Here is a 16,249-nt window from a genome sequence, read left to right on the forward strand (position 1 = left end):
CGAGCCGATTGGCGGCGCACGAACTGAAATCCGTATGTAATTTTATGATCTTCGTTGTACACTAGAGATAACGCAGAGGGGGTTTTTCCGTGGAGAAAAAACTAGCAGTCATCGATATCGGGTCCAACTCGATTCGTAACGTCATTTTTGAAGTGAACGGCCACGGTCAGTATTTTGAACGGTTGAACGTGAAAGAAGTGGCACGGCTGTCGAGCCATATCACCGATGACAATGAACTGTCCGAGTCTGGCATCGAGGCGCTCATCGAGACGCTGAATCACTTTAATCGCTTGAACGAGCATCACGAAGTGAAAGAAGTGTTGCCCGTCGCGACGGCCGCCATCCGCAACGCCAGCAATTCCGAGGCCATTTTAGAAGAAGTCCGGCAAGCGACCGGCATGGAGATTCGGTTGTTGAGCGACTATGAGGAGGCGTTTTACGGCTACTCGGCCATCATCAACTCGACGTATATCGAGGACGGCTATTCAGTCGATATCGGTGGTGGTTCAATGGAAGTGACCTACTTCAAAGATCGTGAACTCGTCTTCTATCACAGCTTCCCGTTCGGAGCCGTCACATTGACCGAGGACTTCATGAAGGGTGACACGCTCACGAAAGACGAGCGTAAACAATTGACGACGTTCTTGAAAAAGTCGTTCAAAGAGATCGACTGGCTCGAGCCGCACGGTATACCGCTCGTCGGTGTCGGAGGCACGGCTCGAAACCTCGTTCGGGTCGAACAGTCGATGTCCTTGTTCCCACTCGAGGGAATTCATCAATACACGCTCGGGGCCGACCGCCTGCATGATGTCGTCGACGAACTCATACAAATGTCGCCGAAACAACTTGGGCGTCTCGACGGTTTGTCGAAGGACCGGATGGACATCATCGCCCCGGCCGTGACCGCCATCGATGAACTGGCGAAGTATTTGAAAGTTCCTGAGTTCATGATGAGCAACAACGGACTACGCGAGGGCTTGTTCTATGAGTACTACTTAAAGGAAAACAATCGGGTCCGTTTCGGTGACGTCAAAGAAGAAAGTTTCCGTCATTTCGAGAAGCAGTATGCCGTCGACCCGGTCCGTCATCAACACTTGATTCATCTCGCCCGCCAAATTTACACCGGCTTGATTGAGACGAAGACGATTAAGCCGAAACCGTTCGAACCCGGTCTTTTAGAAGGGGCGTGCCGGCTCGCTTATGTCGGGGAATATATCGACCATAATAACAAGAGCGACCACACGTTCCACTTGATTACGACGAACGATTTTAAAGGGATGAACAACGAGGACAGGCTCGCCCTCGCCTTGGTGACGTCCTATAAATCACGACGCCTGCTCGAACAACATATCGAAGGCTTCCCCGAATGGTTCGACTCGAAGATGTTGAAGAGCTTAGAGCTGCTCGGCTCCATCGTCAAGCTCGTCGACGCGCTCGATTTGACCGAACGTCAAGTCGTAGAGAACGTCGACGTATCCTCGACCGAGGAAGGACTTGTCTTCACGCTTCATACGCACACATCCCCGCGCTTTGAACTGCAACGCGGCATCCGCCATAAAAAACATTTGGAACGTGCGATTGACCAATCAATCGAGTTACGCGTAGAGGAGAGAGATTCATGACCATCTACTTACCCGAACATTTCAATAACCGTGAGCTCAGCTGGCTGAGCTTCAACGAACGCGTCTTGCAAGAAGCGATGGACGAACGCAATCCGCTCATGGAACGGCTGAAGTTTCTCGGCATCTTCAGCTCGAACCTCGATGAGTTTTATATGGTCCGTTTCGGCGGATTGAAAGACGAGGTGCTCGCCGGCTTCAACCGTCCGGAAGACAAGGCCGGTCTGACGCCGAAGCAGCAAATCAAAGCCATCTCCATCAAGGCGCAAGAGCTCGTCGAGGTCCAGTACGCGACATATAAGAAAATCCTCAAGCAGCTCGCCGCGGAGAACGTCCGTTTCTTGCGGCCGAAACATTTGAATAAGACGCAACTCGAGTTCGTCAAACTCTATTTCCGGACGCATGTCTTCCCTGTCTTGACGCCGATTGCCGTCGACGCCTACCGGCCGTTCCCGATGTTGTTGTCTAAATCACTGAATATCGCCGTCGAGATCGCCTCGACCGATGAAGGCAAGAAACGGCTCGCTCTCGTCCAAGTGCCGGCCGTCTTGCCACGCTATCTCGAGCTACCGACCGAGGATGAGGACCATACCGACTTGATGTTGCTCGAGGATGTCATCATCCAGTTCATCGACTCGTTGTTCAAAGGGTTCGAAGTCGAGTCGACGATGCCGTTCCGAATCACCCGAAACGCCGATATGCCGTTCCATGAGGAAGGCAGCCGCGACGTCTTGAAACAAATCGAGAAAGAGTTGAAGAAACGACGCTACGGGGTCGCGATTCGGCTCGAGGTGCAGCAACGGTCACTCAGTAAAGAGCTGTTGTTCATGCTCCAGGACGTGCTCGACCTTCATGACCGGGACATCTTCCTCGTCGATGGTCCAATCGATTTGACGTTCTTGTTCGGGGTCTATAATAAAATCGGGATCGAGTATGATGAGATGATTAACGAGACGCTCATTCCGTTCGTCCCGGAAGGACTTGAACCGGGGAAAGATTTGTTCCAAGCGGTACTGAAAAAAGATTACTTGCTCCACCATCCGTACCATTCGTTCGACCCGGTCGTCCGCTTCATCGCCCAGGCGGCCAAAGACCCGAACGTCCTCGCCATCAAGCAGACGTTATATCGGGTGTCCGGTGACTCGCCGATTATCAAGGCGCTGACCGATGCCGCCGAGAGCGGGAAGCAAGTGACGGTGCTCGTCGAATTGAAGGCCAGGTTCGATGAGGAGAAGAATATTCAATGGGCAAAACAGCTCGAGAAAGCCGGCGCCCACGTCATTTATGGCTATAAAGAGTTAAAGACGCACTCGAAAATTACGCTCGTCGTCCGTATTCTTGAAGGCGGCGTCTTGCAACGGTTCGTCCATCTCGGTACCGGCAACTATAACGACTCGACCGCCAAGCTGTACACGGACATCGGCTTGTTGACAACGAACGAAGAGCTCGCCGAAGACGCGACCAACTTCTTCAACTGGCTCTCGGGGTACGGAGAACGTCCGTCGTGGCATAAATTCGAGACGTCACCGGACGACATGCACGACTTCTTCCTTCAAAAGATTGAGGACGAAATTAAACTGCACGAGAAATACGGCAACGGCCGCATCGTCGCCAAGATGAACTCGATTACCGACAAGCCAATTATCACGAAACTATACGACGCCTCACAGGCCGGCGTCAAAATCGATTTAATCATCCGCGGCATCTGTTGTCTGCGTCCGGGCATTAAAGGCATCTCGGAAAACATCCGTGTCATCTCCATCATTGATCGCTATTTGGAACACTCGCGTATCTTCTACTTCTATCAAAACGGGAAAGAAGACTTATATTGTTCCTCTGCCGACTGGATGACCCGTAACATGCGCAAACGGATTGAGATTCTATTCCCAATCCTCGATGCGGGACATAAGTCGTATATTAAAGACATGCTCGCGCTACAACTCGTCGATAACGTGAAAGCCAGAATCCAGCGTGCTGACGGCAGTTATGTGTATTTGAAACAAGAAGCCGGACAAGAACAAATTCAATCACAAATCATCATCCATCAATACACGGGCGGCCGCTGGAACAACATTCCGAGCGTGTTTGAACGGGAACCTTCGAACTGGGCCGAACGGGAAGTCCTTCGCTTACGAGCTGAAAATGAGAAAATGACAGATGACTGATGTTAGACTTCTCAAACGAGAATGAACATTGTATAATGAATTCGGTTACCTGTTAATAAAGCGTTTTCATTTCGATTATGGAGGAATCATTCATGCAAGAAATCCTATTGTCATTGCTCGCTGGTCTTATTTGTGGCATGATTTTCACCGCTTTGAAGTTGCCGCTCCCTGCCCCACCCGTTTTACCTGGTGTCATCGGCATCTTCGGTGTGTTTCTTGGGATGAAAGTATATCAATTCGCACTCGCGAACTGGCCATTTTAATTCAAAAAACGAAGCCCGCGGGCTTCGTTTTTTTTACATATCGTAATGTCTTGCTTTGTGACACGTCGGGCAAAGCCATGTACCGCTTCCTGCTTCGAGATGATACTCCATCAGACGAACCCCAAATGCTCCAAAACGGCTCAAGTCATCCCCGCATGCCTCACAGACAGTCGTCGGGGCGAGTTGTAACCTTGCCTGCTCGTCCGCCAAATGGGCGCGGAACGTCTCCCGGGTCCACTTCGCAGAAGGGACGCGGTACCCCCGCTCCCACTTATCACGAATCTCGACGTCCGTGTCCCCTTCATACAGGCCCGTTCGCAGCAGCGGATGATGAAAGTCGAGGCCGATCACATCGACGAGACTATACGCCGTCACCTCGGGCGTTGCCTCCGTCCGCCAATAGCGGTCGAACGGGCGCTGCGTCTTCTCGACGAGCATGACTTCGACTTCGGCCACGATTCCATATCCGAGAATCTCAATCCACGCTGTCGCCTCGTCAATCTGCCCTTCCACATAAAACGGGCTCGCTTCTTGAAAATATGTCGGAAGCGCAGACCAGACGTCATATACGTTCGGGTTGATTCGGATGACGCTCATCTTATTGGTGCGCGAGCGTGAACTGTTCGCGCCACTCGGCGTCAAAGCGGTTCGCCCGGAACATCTCGATTTCCTGCTTGTATGGTGCCACTTTCGTCTTCTCACTGATTGGAATATATGGCGTCTCTAAAATCTTCGGCAAGTGGGTGAACGCCTCGTGATGGATGATGCGGTTCAACGTATCAAAGCCGATCTCCCCGTATCCGATATTCTCGTGCCGGTCTTTCTTCGCGCCACGGACGTTCTTCGAGTCGTTGACGTGGATGACACCGAGCCGATCCAATCCGACGATTCGGTCGAACTGTTCGATGACGCCGTCCAAATCACCGACGAGGTCGTAACCTGCGTCATGGACGTGACACGTATCGAAGCAGACCGAGAGACGATCGTTATGCGTCACTCCATTGATGATGGTCGCTAGCTCCTCGAACGTCTTGCCGAGCTCGCTGCCTTTCCCAGCCATCGTCTCGAGCGCGATTTTAACCGTCTCATCGCCAGTGAGCACTTCGTTCAAGCCCTCGATGATGCGAGCGAGTCCGACGTCTTCACCGGCACCGACGTGGGCCCCGGGATGGAGCACGACATGGCGCGCGACTTGGAGCGCCTCGGCCCGTTTAATCTCGGCTGCTAAGAACGACACGGCGAGTTCAAACGTCTCGGGTTTCGTCGTATTGCCCAAGTTGATGATATAAGGGGCATGGACAACGATTTCCTCGATGTCGTGTGCCGCCATATGAACGAGCGCCGCCTCGATATTCAAGTCTTCAATCGGTTTGCGACGTGTGTTTTGGGGCGCACCCGTATACACCATCATCGTGTTGGCACCGTAAGATACGGCCTCTTCACTTCCTGCGAGCAACATCTTCTTACCGGAAACTGAAACGTGGGAACCAATTTTTAACATAGTCATTTCTCCTTCATTCTCATCTGTCTTTAGTGTACACAAAAAGAAGAATCGACTCCACGAAGTCGATTCTTCTTTTGGTTAGCGACGGTTCTTCTTACGAACTTCGCGACGTTCCTGACGTTGGCTCTGCATATGTTCACGTGAGGCCGTCTCTTTCAACTTATACTTGAACTTCTTCTTGTAACCAGGCTTGACCTTTTTCTTCGCCTTCTTGATTTCGCCCGCCATCCGGCTGTGCGCCGTTTGCGAGACTTTCATCTTCCGGTCGGTCGTTCGGCGTTTGCGTGTCTTAATCTCTTGAAGTGACCCGTTCTTCACATCGACGTGCTTGAACGTGAAACCACGCTCTTCGAGTCGATTGATCGGACCGTTCTCGTGATCTTCATACAACGTGTACGCTTCACCCGTCTCACCGGCGCGGCCCGTCCGGCCGACGCGGTGCGTATAGAAGTCAAGGTCTTTTGGAATCCCGAAGTTGATGATGTGCGACACACCTTTAATATCGATGCCGCGCGCCGCCAAGTCGGTGGCGATGACGAACTGATATTTCGCGTCGTTAATGTCTTTGATGGCTTGCTTCCGGCGACGAGCTTGCATGTCCCCATGAAGCGTGCCGACGTTGAGTCCCGCCTCGCGGAACGACGTCTCCAACTCATCTGCATCTTGTTTCGTGTTTGTGAACACGAGACAGACGAACGGGTTAATCGTTTTTGCGATTTCGACCGTCAACGCCTTACGGTCACGGTGACGGACCGGGATGACGTGATGCTTGATTTTCGGAACGACACGGTGCTCTTCACTCGCTTCCGCGTAGCGTGGGTCGTGCAAGTATTTCTTCAAGAACGGCTGTAACTTCTCAGGGATTGTCGCTGAGAAGACCATCGTTTGAAGTTTCTCTGGCAACGACTGCGCGATGCGGTCGACTTCAGGCAAGAAGCCCATGTCAAGCATTTGGTCAGCTTCATCGACGACGAAGTGCGTGACTTTGTGCGGGAATAACGCTTGGACTTTCATCAAGTCGAGCAAACGACCTGGTGTCCCGATGATCAGTTGTGGTGGGTTTTTCATCTTGTCGATTTGTCGTTCCCGGTCAGTTCCTCCGACAATCAGACTTGTCTTAATATAGTCCGGCTGTTTGACGAGGAGTGTTTTCAACTCTTCGTGAATCTGCCAAGCGAGTTCGCGCGTCGGTGCGACGACGATGGCTTGGACCGATTCTTCTTTCGGATCGATTGCTTCTAAAATAGGTAAGAGGAACGCAAGCGTCTTCCCCGTCCCGGTTTGTGATTTCCCAATGATATCGCGGCCATTCATCGCAGCCGGAATAATCCGGGCCTGAATGTCCGTCGGTACTGTGATGCGCTTTTCTGTCAAGGCATCGACGATAAACGGTAACAATTTGAACTGTTGGAAGCTGTTCAATCGATACACCTCCTGTTTCTTTCCACTTTTCCTAGCATAGCGGAATCTAATCATTTGTCAATTAATCTTTTGCGAGCCCTTCATATAAATAGCTCGATGTGTAGTAGTGTGGTGCGATTTTTTTGCCGCTCAAATGTAGTTCGAGCGCTTTAAATCCGACCTCGATCATCTCGTTCGGAGATTGGACGACCGTCGCATTCACTTTGCCGTTGTGGATGAGCGGATAAATTTCTGTCACCCCGTCAACCGACACGAGCGTTTTGTCGCTGAGCCCATGACTTTCAAGGGCGCGGACGACACCGAACGTATTGTCATCGTTATGCGAGAAGACGGCATCGAACGGGATATCAGCCTCGAGCCAACGTGACATCTCAATCTCCGCTTGGAACGTATCATAGTTTCCGGTGATGGAAGCGACGACTTGAAGGTTGTCGTTCGCCTTATCATATTCCGTCAATCCGAGACTCCGGTCAATCGTCGAGCGGACTTTGGCCGTCCCGCGCACTTCGACGACTCGAATCGGACGGTCGAGCCCCGCGTGTTGGGCGGCGATATGGTTCGCCGCCATGCGGCCGATCTCGACGTTGTCGGACATGACGGACGTCAAGACGCTCTCATGGTCAATCATGCGGTCAATCGCGATAATTGGGATCCCTTCCCGCTTGGCACGCTCGAGCGACGGACGAATGAACGCCTCGTCGAGCGTCGTCACAAAAATCGCTTCGACCCCGCGGTCAATCAAGGCGTCCAACTTCTCTTTCTCTAACACCCGTGAGTCCTCGCTCGTCGTCGGGACAGGGATGAACCCTTTTTGATTCGCCGTCCTGACGAAAGCAGCCAACAATTTATTGGCGTGCTCATGCTTTTCACTGACGAAGACGAAACCGACTTCGTTGTTCTCACTCGAACGTTCCGGCAATTGAATCGAGGTGATCAGTAAAATCGTCAACGCCCAGACGACAGGTAGCCATAACCAGTAATGTTTGAATCCTTTCGTCATGGGTGCGACCGCCTTGGGATTTTAATCATCATGGCCGTACCTTCTCCTTCAACGCTCTCGATGTTCATGTCACCGTTCACGGCTTTCAAGTATTCGCGAATCATGTAGAGACCTAAGCCGTTGCCGTTCTCTTTCGTCGTGTAAAACGCCGATCCGACCGATTTGACTTGAGCCTCGGTCATGCCGATGCCGTTATCCTCAATCAAAAAGCGATAATCCCGCTCCGTGAACTGAATGGTGACCGTCACATTCCCGTCGGCCCCTTTCGAGTCGACGGCTTCGACCGCATTTTTGAACAAGTTGTAAATGATTTGAATGAGCATGTCGCTCGAGCAGTAAAACGGCGGCATGTCGTTCGGGAAGTTCAACTCCCAATTCGTGACCCGTTTATAACACTCGGCGTCGAGCAAGAATTCAAGGCGACTCGCAAACTCTGTCATATCGAGCCATTCTTCTTGCAGTTTCGCCTGATCTGGCTTGGCGAGCGTGAGCATCGTCGTAATCAAATGGTTGGCCCGGTCGAGCTCTGAGAGGGCGAGGTCAAGCATTTCTTGGCTGCTATGCCCCTCTTTCACCATCTGTAACGTGATTTGGACCGGTGTGAGCGGGTTGCGGATCTCATGAGCGATTCCGGCCGCAAGCTGTCCGAGCGAGGCGAGCTTCTCTTGCTGAAGCAACAGTTGTTGCTGGCTAAGCTGTTCCCGTCGTGCCGTCTCCATGCGGCGGGAATAGTCGTTATACGTATCAAGCAACGTCTCGACTTCTTTGGAGCCGGTCCGTTCTAGTTGAATCGGTTCGAGCGACTGCTGCTTCTTGATGTTTTGCACGAGCTCGAGGAGCGGGCTCGTCAACGTCTTCGACAAGAGCAAACCGACCATGATACTTAAAAAGAACGTGACGAGCGTAATCATTAAATATTGCCAGCGCGTCGCATAGACCGCCTCGTACACAGAATCAGTACTATGTTTGGCGAGGACGCTCCAGCCGGCGACGCGGGCGTCCGGTTCATACATGATGACGTCATCCTTAGTGCTGAAAATCGTCCGGACCGCATAGTCGTCCGTCGCCTCGATAATCGAGCGAGGCAGACGACGTTCCGCGTCCGTGACGAGATTGAACGACGTCGATAACACCTCGCCCCGCTCGTTCAACAAGTAAAGAATCATATCGTCGTTCGCCGATTCGAGCATGCGTCGATATAAATCGGAGTTGAGCACGCTGATGCTGCCGCCGAACATCCCGACCAACCGGTTATCCTCAAGGACCGGTACGTACAAAAATGTCCCGACGTCACCGGAGATGGAAATCGGTTCACTCATGAATAAGTCGTTGCCTCCACCGTTGAGCACTTCGTTAAACTTTGCATCGGCTTTCAGCGTCGTAGCCGGCACTTGACGTTGCGAGTACCATTTAAAGGCATCGTCCCGTAAATCGTAATAAAAAATCGAGGTAAAGCTCGTGCGCTGATTCAAATAGCCGGTTCGAATCCGTTCTTCGATATACGTCTCGTTTCCGACGTAGGCGCCGAGATAGACCAAGTCTTCATACAGTTTACCGAGTCGCGTCTCTAGGTTCTCGATACTTCCGTCAATCGCATAATCAAATTGTTCTTTCGCTAGCTCTTCCGCCCGGGACACCGTCACACGATCGGCAGAGAACGCTAGTGAAGAGATGACAAGTCCTAGTATAATGAAGATAATAAATGTAATCTGAAAGAAGTACGATTTTCGAACTTCAAGCAATGTTCTCAAGCGTTCCACGGTGTCCCTCCTTTCTAACCTTAAGATTATAGCATGAATACACGCAATTCTTTTCGTATTTTCGAAACAATGTTAGACTAATACGTATGAAAGCATCGCGAAAGGAGCGTTCCTTACAAAATGAAAGTTAAAAAAATCAGTCCACGCGGATACTGCTACGGCGTCGTCGATGCCATGAAGCTCGCCAACGAAGCGGTGGCCAACCCAGATTTACCGCGTCCTATCCATATACTCGGCATGATCGTCCATAACCGACATGTCACCCAAGCGTTCGAGGACCTCGGCGTCAAGACGGTCGACGGCGAGGATCGCATGAAAGCACTCGAGACCATCGACCGCGGAACGGTCGTCTTTACCGCTCACGGCATCTCGCCGCTCGTACGTAAACGTGCCATCGAGAAAGGATTGACGATTGTCGATGCCTCGTGCCCGGACGTCTTGGTCACGCACGATTTGATTCGTGAAAAGACGGCCCTCGACTATGAGGTCATCTATATCGGGAAGCACGGACACCCGGAACCAGAGGGTGCCATGGGCGTCGCCCCGGGCAAAGTTCATCTCGTACAATATGAACGGGATTTCGAGGCGTTGCCGGCCCATCTCTATGAGACGAAAATCCTCGTCACGAACCAGACGACGATGAGTCAATGGGACGTCTCGGCCTTGATCGAAATGATTCAAGAGCGTTATCCACACGTCGAAGTGCATAATGAGATCTGTAACGCGACACAAGTCCGTCAAGAAGCGGTGGCCGAACAAGCCGGCGATTGCGAACTGTTAATCGTCGTCGGCGACCCGAAATCGAATAACTCGAACCGCCTGGCCCAAGTCTCTAAAGAGATTGCCGGCACGAATGCCTATCGCATTGGTGATTTGAGCGAGCTCGACCTGGCTTGGCTCGATGGTGTCGAGACGGTCGCCGTCACGTCAGGCGCGTCGACACCGACGCCGATCACAAAGAAAGTGATCGACTTCTTGAGCCAATATGACCCGCTCGATTTGAGCACACATGACAAGACCCCTTATCTTGAACTCCGTAGCATCCTCCCGAAAGTGAAGGCGCTCCGTAAGTGACATCAAACCCCGTCCTCGTGAGAGGACGGGGTTTTCACATCATCAATAGAAACGAAACGGATTCGTATCGGCTTCGGACACGAAGAATTCGACATCGAGCTTCGCACGTTCTCCTTTTTGCCGCATGACGTCGACGACACCCTGCTTCATGACACTCTCGACATGATGACCCGGGTCGACGACCGAAAGACCGAGAGCCATCGCGTCGTGCGCCACATGGAAATACAAGTCACCCGTCACATACACGTCCGCGCCTTTGAAATGGGCGGCCGACACGTATTTGTTCCCATCACCACCGAGGACGGCCACTTTCTCGATTGTCCGGTTCGGATTGCCAACGATACGCACCGCCTCGACGCCAAAGCTCGCCTTGACGTGCTCTGCGAACGCAGCGAGTGTGAGCGGGGTCGACAGACGACCAATGCGCCCGAGACCGAACACACGCCCCTCGATGTCGTCCCGAATCAAATCATAGGCGACCTCTTCATATGGATGTGCGTCCGTCATCGCCTTGAGTACTCGTTTCTTTTGGCTCTCCGTGACAATCGTCTCGATTTTCACTTCCTCGACATGTTCCATCTTGCCGTGTTGGCCTAGATAGGGGTCCGACCCTTCGAGTGGTGTGAACTGACCCTCTCCCGAGACGGTGAACTGACAGTCCCCATAATCTCCGAGACGACCGGCTCCGGCCCGGCCGAGCGCATCCGACACGGCTTGTCGATGCGTCGTCGGGACGAACACGGACAGTTTATACACCGGTTCTTCATACGTCGGGATGAGCACCGTCGGATCGACCAACCCGAGTGCCTCACTCATCCAGTCGTTGACCCCGCCCTCGCAGACGTCCAAGTTCGTGTGGGCCACATAGACGGCGATGTCATGCCGAATGCATTTCATGACGATGCGCCCTGCCGCACTGCGGTCGTTCACTTGTTCGAGAGCACTGAAAATCGGTGGATGATGGGCGATAATCAAGTCGACGTCTCGTTCGATGGCCTCATCGACGACCGATTCGAGCACGTCGAGCGTCACCATGACCCGATGTACCGGTTTATTCAACGTACCGATTTGGAGACCGATTTTATCGCCCTCGACGGCAAGATGTTTCGGGGCAAATTCGTCAAACAATTGGATGACATGGTTTCCGTTCGCCATTAGTTGCTCACCTCTCTCATTTTGTCACGTAACGTCTTGAACTCCTCCTGTTTCTGGATGAGCGCCTCGGTCTGTGCCCCCTCGGCCATTTGACCGAGCACATAATCGAGCTTGTCCGCTTCGCGTCCCCATTTCAGCTTGAACGCCTCAGGCCGTGTCTCGAGCAAGTAAGGTCCGAACATGAGCTGCCAAGCCCGTTCCGTTTCATCCGAACTATAGCGGGTCTCCGTACCACGTTCTCCGACGAGAATCTCATATACTTTATCGTTCTCTTCGACGATGGACTCGGCGATCAACACGAAACCTGCGTCGAGCAACCATTCGCGGACGTGTTGTCCATCCACGTTCGGTTGCAAGACGAGTCGTTCGACCGCGCCTAACTTGTCACGGCCACTCTCTAAAATCGATCGAATCAAACTTCCTCCCATCCCGCATATTGAAATACAGGTCGCCTCATCTGCTTCGAGGACGGCGAGTCCGTCCCCGAGACGGACGTCAATCTGTTCAGTCGCGCCAATCAACGCGACTTGCGCTTTTGCCGCCTCCATCGGTCCGCGGTTCACTTCGCCGGCGATGGCTCGATTGACGATGCCTTGTTGGACGAGGTAGCACGGCACGTAAGCGTGGTCAGATCCAATGTCCGCCACTACGCTACCTTTCGGGATGAAATCGACGACTTGCTTCAGCCGCCGGTCTAACGTCACTTGTTCTTGCATAGGGACAACTCCTTTTTCTACTTCTTCACTATTAGGGTAACGAATATTGATAGCCAGGACAATAAAAAACGTACCCCGTTAGGAGTACGTTTCCCTCTTATTGTTCGAGCAACCAAGTCGCGAGCACGTCCGCCTCTTCGGCAGTCGCGAGGCCAGCTGGCATCGCACCTTTACCGTTGACGATGATGTTCGTGATTTCTTCAGCCGATAAACGTTCGCCGACACCAGTCAAGGCAGGACCGACGCCTCCTTCGAGATTTCCACCGTGGCAACCTGTGCAGCCTTTAGCCGCATACAAGTCTTCTGGGTTCATCTCAGTGACAGACGGACCTTCAGCAGCTTGTTGTGCTTGGTTTACGCCAAAATACGATAATGAGACCATGGCAATGATTGCGACGATCGCAATCGCTGCAAACGGTAACAATGGATTACGCATTGCATTTCCCCCTCATGTTCATTCCAAATTTCTACCCATCACTATTTTACTCAAAAAATAATAAAGAAGGAAGGAAAATCACTCATTTTCCTTCCTTTCTTCTAAAACTTCACATTTTATTCAAAAACACAATTAATCGAGGAAGTCTTTCAAGCGTTTCGAACGGCTCGGGTGACGAAGTTTCCGAAGTGCCTTCGCCTCGATTTGACGAATCCGCTCACGGGTGACGCCGAACACTTTACCGACTTCTTCAAGCGTACGCGTGCGGCCGTCATCGAGTCCGAAGCGGAGACGGAGTACGTTCTCTTCACGGTCCGTGAGCGTGTCGAGCACGTCTTCGAGTTGTTCTTTGAGCAATTCATACGCGGCGGCATCTTGTGGAGCCATCGCATCTTGGTCTTCAATGAAATCACCGAGGTGTGAATCGTCTTCTTCACCAATCGGCGTCTCAAGTGACACCGGTTCTTGAGCGATTTTCAAGATTTCACGCACCTTCTCAGGTGTGAGCTCCATCTCTTTGGCAATCTCTTCAGGCGACGGTTCGCGTCCGAGGTCTTGCAACAATTGACGTTGAACACGAATCAATTTGTTAATGGTCTCGACCATGTGAACCGGAATCCGGATTGTCCGGGCTTGGTCCGCGATGGCACGTGTGATTGCTTGACGAATCCACCACGTCGCATATGTCGAGAACTTGAACCCTTTCATATAGTCGAACTTCTCGACGGCTTTAATGAGGCCCATGTTTCCTTCTTGAATCAAGTCGAGGAAGAGCATGCCGCGCCCGACATAACGTTTCGCAATCGAGACGACGAGACGGAGGTTGGCTTCGGCAAGGCGTTTCTTCGCCTCTTCATCGCCTTGTTCAATCCGCTTCGCGAGTTCAGTCTCATCTTTCGCGCTAAGAAGATCGACGCGTCCGATTTCTTTCAAGTACATGCGGACCGGGTCATTGATTTTAATGCCCGGTGGGACAGATAGGTCGTTCAAATCGACCTCTTCGTCTTCTTTTTTCGATGGCGTCTCTTCGGCATCGGCCGCATCTTCTGTGACGCGGATATCTTTACCTTCTAAATCTTCGATGAAGTTATCGATAAAGTCTGAGTCCACCTCGAAATGGCTGAGGCGATCTTGAATCTCCTGCATCGATACGACGCCTTTTTTCTTCCCTAATTTCTCAAGTTCCTCTATGGCGTTAAATAAATCCTCTTTTTTCTTCTCTGCCATCTAGCAGTTCAACTCCTTCCAAACTTCCTCCACGTTCATCGTTCACGAAGCCGACGACTCCGGGTAATCAATTCTTGTAACTTGGATGCCTGGTCTACTATACTTTCGGCATCTTGTCCGATTTCCCTTTTCGCCCGCTCGATTTGACGCTGTTCCTCATAACTGTTTATGACCTTAATGTATTCATCTAAAACCTCTTCGGTCAGTTCATCCGGTGCGGCCATGAGTCGAATCTCGGCATAACGATTCGCATAGTCCGGACGTTGGTCACAATATCGTTCCATGAACGGAGGGGCGACCTGTTCGAACTCCTCGTGTGTCATGTCCTCGGAGACGATTTCATACAATGCCGTCGCCAACATCCGGTGCACCTCGTCCTGGTAGGACAGACCGAGGCGGTCCCGGACGAAACGAACCCGTTCCGGACCACTCAACATCGCCCGCAGCAATAACTTCTCCGCTTTGACGTAGCGTGGCTCGTTTGCTTTAGACGAACGCCGGCGGACCGGCTCCGGTTCGCGGACGGGCTGTGGGACGGCTTCTTTCGAAGACGTCTTCGGCATCCGCGACAATAACGTCTCGACCGGAATCTCAAATTCGTTGGCCAGCTTCTTCAAGTACAGGTCACGGCGAATCGAGTTATCCGTTTTACTAATTTCCACAAGCATAGATTCAATAAACCGTATCCGTTCTCCTTCTCGATTCATGTTTTTCCCACGCCGGAGCGTGCGGTTCATGAAATCGAGGACGGACAACCGTTCCGATTCGACCAATTTACGCCACTGTTCCGCCCCGTTCGTCCGAATGTAGTCGTCCGGGTCGGTCTTCTCAGGTAACATCAACACTTGCACGTCGAGCGGATAGCCTTCGAGCAAGCGGACGACTTTCATCGTCGCTTCCTGTCCGGCCGTATCGCCGTCGTAACAGATGATGACTTCTTCGACCATGCGGGCCAAGGCGCGGGCATGTTGGGACGAGAACGCCGTCCCGAGCGAGGCGACGACTTCTTTCGTCCCGGCTTGCGCGACTTGTAAGACGTCGACGTTTCCTTCGACGAGCAAGACACGTTTTTGTTTGCGCATCGTGGCGCGGGCCTGTGAGAACCCGAATAAGAGTTCACTCTTATTAAATAACGGAGTATCCGCCGTATTGACGTACTTTGGCTGTCGCTCATCGATCGCCCGTCCGCTAAATCCGACGATGGTGCCGTCTCGATCCGCAATCGGAAAGACGACTCTGCCTTCGAACCGGTCGAAATATTCACCGGATCTAGACTTAGAAATCAATCCCGCTTCTACCATGACCTCGAGGTCGAAACCTCTTCGTTCTAATGAATCCACGGTGAATCGGCGATGGTCGGGCGCGTAACCGATCTTATACTGACCGATCGTCGACTCCTCTAAACCGCGCTGCTGCAAATACGTCAATCCGACTTCGCCCGCCTCGGTCTTCATCAACACCTCGTGATACAAGTCGGCCACGACCCGATGCGCATCGCGCATCTGTTTACGGAGGACTTGGTCTCGCGATAATTCCTCGTCGCCCGACACGCCACCTTCGATTGCGATATTCGCTCGCGTGGCGAGGCGTTCAATCGTCTCTGGAAACGATAGTCCTTCCGTCTCCATAACGAACGTGAACACGTTCCCGCCGGCGCCGCATCCGAAACAGTGATACATCCCTTTCTCCGGGGACACGGAGAACGATGGGCTGTTCTCCGAGTGGAACGGGCAAAGCCCGACGAGACGATGTCCTTGCTTCTTCAATTCAACGCGTTCACTAATTAAATCAACGATATCTGTGGCTTGTTTTACTTCCGCAATGACTTCATCCGGTATGCGCGGCAACTTGACCACTCCCTATCCAAACTCGCAACGAAACGGAACGTTCACCACGTTCCGTTTCAAT

14 protein-coding genes are annotated in these 16,249 nt (G+C 52.2%); 4 read left to right on the forward strand and 10 right to left on the reverse strand.

From position 1 onward, the window contains the following. Window positions 1–89 precede the first annotated feature (89 nt). The 3 genes from KNP85_RS08955 (at window position 90) to KNP85_RS08965 (ending at window position 4,047) form a co-directional block, all read left to right on the forward strand. Window positions 90–1,622 (forward strand): Ppx/GppA family phosphatase, encoded by a 1,533-nt coding sequence (locus KNP85_RS08955; RefSeq protein WP_021065710.1) that lies wholly within the window; start codon window positions 90–92, stop codon window positions 1,620–1,622. Beyond that, entirely contained in the window at window positions 1,619–3,784 is a 2,166-nt protein-coding gene (locus tag KNP85_RS08960; protein ID WP_058763938.1) for an RNA degradosome polyphosphate kinase, read from the forward strand. The genes KNP85_RS08955 and KNP85_RS08960 overlap by 4 nt, the downstream gene beginning before the upstream one ends. A 92-nt stretch (window positions 3,785–3,876) precedes the next feature. Further along, entirely contained in the window at window positions 3,877–4,047 is a 171-nt protein-coding gene (locus KNP85_RS08965; RefSeq protein WP_021065708.1) for a DUF1427 family protein, read from the forward strand. A gap of 33 nt (window positions 4,048–4,080) precedes the next feature. Here KNP85_RS08965 and KNP85_RS08970 read toward each other — a convergent pair whose 3' ends face one another. The 5 genes from KNP85_RS08970 to KNP85_RS08990 form a co-directional block, all read right to left on the reverse strand. Then, entirely contained in the window at window positions 4,081–4,689 is a 609-nt protein-coding gene (locus tag KNP85_RS08970) for a hypothetical protein (RefSeq protein ID WP_251128647.1), read from the reverse strand. After that, window positions 4,646–5,548 (reverse strand): deoxyribonuclease IV, encoded by a 903-nt coding sequence (locus tag KNP85_RS08975; RefSeq protein ID WP_214802717.1) that lies wholly within the window; start codon window positions 5,546–5,548, stop codon window positions 4,646–4,648. The genes KNP85_RS08970 and KNP85_RS08975 overlap by 44 nt, the downstream gene beginning before the upstream one ends. An 81-nt stretch (window positions 5,549–5,629) precedes the next feature. After that, window positions 5,630–6,982, reverse strand: a complete 1,353-nt coding sequence (locus KNP85_RS08980; RefSeq protein WP_031199865.1) for a DEAD/DEAH box helicase — start codon at window positions 6,980–6,982, stop codon at window positions 5,630–5,632. Window positions 6,983–7,034: 52 nt separating this feature from the next. Then, complete coding sequence (locus KNP85_RS08985) at window positions 7,035–7,973, reverse strand: sugar ABC transporter substrate-binding protein (protein ID WP_214802720.1); 939 nt, start codon at window positions 7,971–7,973, stop codon at window positions 7,035–7,037. Further along, the gene (locus KNP85_RS08990; protein ID WP_131471275.1) at window positions 7,970–9,733 is read right to left on the reverse strand and encodes an ATP-binding protein; all 1,764 of its coding nucleotides are present in this window, start codon (window positions 9,731–9,733) and stop codon (window positions 7,970–7,972) included. Before KNP85_RS08990 ends, KNP85_RS08985 begins: the two co-directional genes overlap by 4 nt. Before the next feature lie 120 nt (window positions 9,734–9,853). Here KNP85_RS08990 and KNP85_RS08995 point away from each other — a divergent pair, with 120 nt between their 5' ends. After that, the gene (locus tag KNP85_RS08995) at window positions 9,854–10,807 is read left to right on the forward strand and encodes a 4-hydroxy-3-methylbut-2-enyl diphosphate reductase (protein WP_029595228.1); all 954 of its coding nucleotides are present in this window, start codon (window positions 9,854–9,856) and stop codon (window positions 10,805–10,807) included. A gap of 42 nt (window positions 10,808–10,849) precedes the next feature. Here KNP85_RS08995 and KNP85_RS09000 read toward each other — a convergent pair whose 3' ends face one another. The 5 genes from KNP85_RS09000 to dnaG form a co-directional block, all read right to left on the reverse strand. Then, window positions 10,850–11,962: a Nif3-like dinuclear metal center hexameric protein gene (locus tag KNP85_RS09000; RefSeq protein WP_214756525.1), complete on the reverse strand. Its 1,113-nt coding sequence runs from the start codon at window positions 11,960–11,962 to the stop codon at window positions 10,850–10,852. Continuing rightward, a complete protein-coding gene (locus tag KNP85_RS09005; protein WP_021065700.1) occupies window positions 11,962–12,678 on the reverse strand; it encodes a tRNA (adenine(22)-N(1))-methyltransferase in 717 nt (238 codons plus the stop codon). The genes KNP85_RS09000 and KNP85_RS09005 overlap by 1 nt, the downstream gene beginning before the upstream one ends. 97 nt (window positions 12,679–12,775) lie before the next feature. After that, a complete protein-coding gene (gene cccA, locus KNP85_RS09010; RefSeq protein WP_021065699.1) occupies window positions 12,776–13,114 on the reverse strand; it encodes a cytochrome c550 in 339 nt (112 codons plus the stop codon). A gap of 132 nt (window positions 13,115–13,246) precedes the next feature. Next, window positions 13,247–14,341 carry an RNA polymerase sigma factor RpoD gene (rpoD, locus tag KNP85_RS09015; RefSeq protein WP_021065698.1) on the reverse strand — a complete coding sequence of 365 codons (1,095 nt, stop codon included), beginning with the start codon at window positions 14,339–14,341 and terminating at the stop codon, window positions 13,247–13,249. 35 nt (window positions 14,342–14,376) lie between these two features. Next, window positions 14,377–16,197 (reverse strand): DNA primase, encoded by a 1,821-nt coding sequence (dnaG, locus tag KNP85_RS09020; protein ID WP_353048932.1) that lies wholly within the window; start codon window positions 16,195–16,197, stop codon window positions 14,377–14,379. Window positions 16,198–16,249: the final 52 nt, after the last annotated feature.

Source organism: Exiguobacterium sp. s194 (genome assembly GCF_018618275.1).
GTDB lineage: Bacteria > Bacillota > Bacilli > Exiguobacteriales > Exiguobacteriaceae > Exiguobacterium > Exiguobacterium chiriqhucha.

Bases quoted from the DNA above. Each gene is read 5' to 3' on its own strand.
- cccA (WP_021065699.1), bottom strand. From the start codon at position 13,114: ATGCGTAATCCATTGTTACCGTTTGCAGCGATTGCGATCGTCGCAATC.
- KNP85_RS09000 (WP_214756525.1), bottom strand. From the start codon at position 11,962: ATGGCGAACGGAAACCATGTCATCCAATTGTTTGACGAATTTGCCCCG.
- KNP85_RS08960 (WP_058763938.1), top strand. From the start codon at position 1,619: ATGACCATCTACTTACCCGAACATTTCAATAACCGTGAGCTCAGCTGG.
- KNP85_RS08965 (WP_021065708.1), top strand. From the start codon at position 3,877: ATGCAAGAAATCCTATTGTCATTGCTCGCTGGTCTTATTTGTGGCATG.
- KNP85_RS08995 (WP_029595228.1), top strand. From the start codon at position 9,854: ATGAAAGTTAAAAAAATCAGTCCACGCGGATACTGCTACGGCGTCGTC.
- KNP85_RS08975 (WP_214802717.1), bottom strand. From the start codon at position 5,548: ATGTTAAAAATTGGTTCCCACGTTTCAGTTTCCGGTAAGAAGATGTTG.
- rpoD (WP_021065698.1), bottom strand. From the start codon at position 14,341: ATGGCAGAGAAGAAAAAAGAGGATTTATTTAACGCCATAGAGGAACTT.
- KNP85_RS08985 (WP_214802720.1), bottom strand. From the start codon at position 7,973: ATGACGAAAGGATTCAAACATTACTGGTTATGGCTACCTGTCGTCTGG.
- KNP85_RS09005 (WP_021065700.1), bottom strand. From the start codon at position 12,678: ATGCAAGAACAAGTGACGTTAGACCGGCGGCTGAAGCAAGTCGTCGAT.